This is a genomic window from Kaistia dalseonensis (genome assembly GCF_030814715.1).
GTDB classification, from domain to species: domain Bacteria; phylum Pseudomonadota; class Alphaproteobacteria; order Rhizobiales; family Kaistiaceae; genus Kaistia; species Kaistia dalseonensis.
The window spans coordinates 1-2,500 of the sequence record NZ_JAUSVO010000011.1 but is presented as its reverse complement, the minus strand read 5'-3'; the positions used below and the strand labels follow the sequence as shown (position 1 = coordinate 2,500).

Sequence of the window (2,500 nt, the reverse complement as noted above, 5' to 3'; positions counted from 1 at the left end):
CCATGCGAACGGGCCATAACGATTGACGACGAAACTGTTGTTGCGGATGAGGCAATCTCGATGATCACTACCAGTGTGGATCACCACCAGATCGCCCAAGGAGTTGGTGGAGCCTGACGGGATCGAACCGACGACATCCTGCTTGCAAAGCAGGCGCTCTCCCAGCTGAGCTAAGGCCCCTCTTGGGGTCGGCAAGGCGCAAGGTGATGGTGGGCCCAGGTAGACTCGAACTACCGACCTCACGCTTATCAGGCGTGCGCTCTAACCACCTGAGCTACGGGCCCATCACTGACACACCCGAACCTAACCCGCCATAACCTCACAGTCATGACAAGAGGCCCAGATGCAAGACGGCCTTGCAGCTGAACTCATCCGCGGAAGAAAGAGAGACGAAGACGGCGATATCCCGCCAAAGGCCTGACCAGAACACCCGAAGGCATCCATCAGTCGGCCCGTTTGATCTAAGGATCCGATAGGACCATCGTAAGAAAGTCCTGAAGGATCATCCTTAGAAAGGAGGTGATCCAGCCGCAGGTTCCCCTACGGCTACCTTGTTACGACTTCACCCCAGTCGCTGACCCTACCGTGGTCGCCTGCCTCCCTTGCGGGTTAGCGCAGCGCCTTCGGGTAAAACCAACTCCCATGGTGTGACGGGCGGTGTGTACAAGGCCCGGGAACGTATTCACCGTGGCATGCTGATCCACGATTACTAGCGATTCCAACTTCATGCACTCGAGTTGCAGAGTGCAATCCGAACTGAGACGGCTTTTTGAGATTAGCTCCGGGTCGCCCCTTCGCTGCCCATTGTCACCGCCATTGTAGCACGTGTGTAGCCCAGCCCGTAAGGGCCATGAGGACTTGACGTCATCCCCACCTTCCTCTCGGCTTATCACCGGCAGTCCCTCTAGAGTGCCCAACTGAATGATGGCAACTAGAGGCGAGGGTTGCGCTCGTTGCGGGACTTAACCCAACATCTCACGACACGAGCTGACGACAGCCATGCAGCACCTGTGTGCAGGTCACCGAAGTGAAGGGATCCATCTCTGGAAACCGTCCTGCCATGTCAAGAGCTGGTAAGGTTCTGCGCGTTGCTTCGAATTAAACCACATGCTCCACCGCTTGTGCGGGCCCCCGTCAATTCCTTTGAGTTTTAATCTTGCGACCGTACTCCCCAGGCGGGATGCTTAATGCGTTAGCTGCGCCACCGAGAAGCAAGCTTCCCGACGGCTAGCATCCATCGTTTACGGCGTGGACTACCAGGGTATCTAATCCTGTTTGCTCCCCACGCTTTCGTACCTCAGCGTCAGTTCCGGGCCAGTGAGTCGCCTTCGCCACTGGTGTTCTTCCTAATATCTACGAATTTCACCTCTACACTAGGAGTTCCACTCACCTCTCCCGGACTCAAGATCGCCAGTATGAAAGGCAGTTCCGAGGTTGAGCCCCGGGATTTCACCCCTCACTTAACGATCCGCCTACGTACGCTTTACGCCCAGTAATTCCGAACAACGCTTGCCCCCTTCGTATTACCGCGGCTGCTGGCACGAAGTTAGCCGGGGCTTCTTCTCCGACTACCGTCATTATCTTCATCGGCGAAAGTGCTTTACAACCCTAAGGCCTTCATCACACACGCGGCATGGCTGGATCAGGCTTGCGCCCATTGTCCAATATTCCCCACTGCTGCCTCCCGTAGGAGTCTGGGCCGTGTCTCAGTCCCAGTGTGGCTGGTCATCCTCTCAGACCAGCTAAGGATCGTCGCCTTGGTGAGCCATTACCTCACCAACTAGCTAATCCTACGCGGGCCCATCTCAAGGCGATAAATCTTTCCCCCTAAGGGCTCATACGGTATTAGCCAAAGTTTCCCTTGGTTGTTCCGTACCTCGAGGTAGGTTCCCACGCGTTACTCACCCGTCTGCCACTCCCCTTGCGGGGCGTTCGACTTGCATGTGTTAGGCCTGCCGCCAGCGTTCGTTCTGAGCCAGGATCAAACTCTCAAATTGAATGAGATCTTGATCGGCTATGGTCACTACGTATTGACGAGTCCCAAGCACACCGTCATCAACACGACATCTCTGCCGTGCTAACAACTAGCGAGCTTGCGAAACGTAGTGCCGCCGAAGTCTCTTTCTCGACGTCCAATTCCGAAGAACCAGACATCCGCAAGGACATCGCCGTCTACGTTTCTCTTTCTTCCTATGCAATTGTCAAAGAACAGACAGTTTCCACTGTCGCAGCTCAAAGCCCCAAAAGGCCAAGCCATCCGGCCCAAAAGCCGTAACCCTTCAGCCCGCTACACCACCAAACATCCCAGCCCGAAGACCAGTCCGTCAGGCCCGGTGAACCGAACCAACCGGCGCCTAACTAGTGGCTCATCACCACACTGTCAAGCTCCAAATCAACAAAACTCAGAGACGAGCTTTCCGTCCGCCGGCAGCGGTGCCGCCCGCGTTCTTGAGGCGGTTTCTAGGCCCAACACCCCAATCTGTCAACGACCAAATCATAA

2 tRNA genes and 1 rRNA gene are annotated in these 2,500 nt (G+C 55.8%); all 3 read right to left on the bottom strand.

Going from position 1 to position 2,500, the window contains the following annotated elements:
* Positions 1 to 104 precede the first annotated feature (104 nt).
* Positions 105 to 180, bottom strand: a tRNA-Ala gene (locus QO014_RS24500).
* A 27-nt stretch (positions 181 to 207) separates the two neighbouring features.
* Positions 208 to 284: transfer RNA gene (locus QO014_RS24495), tRNA-Ile, on the bottom strand.
* 228 nt (positions 285 to 512) lie between these two features.
* A 16S ribosomal RNA gene (locus QO014_RS24490) occupies positions 513 to 1,997 on the bottom strand.
* Between the last annotated feature and the right edge of the window lie 503 nt (positions 1,998 to 2,500).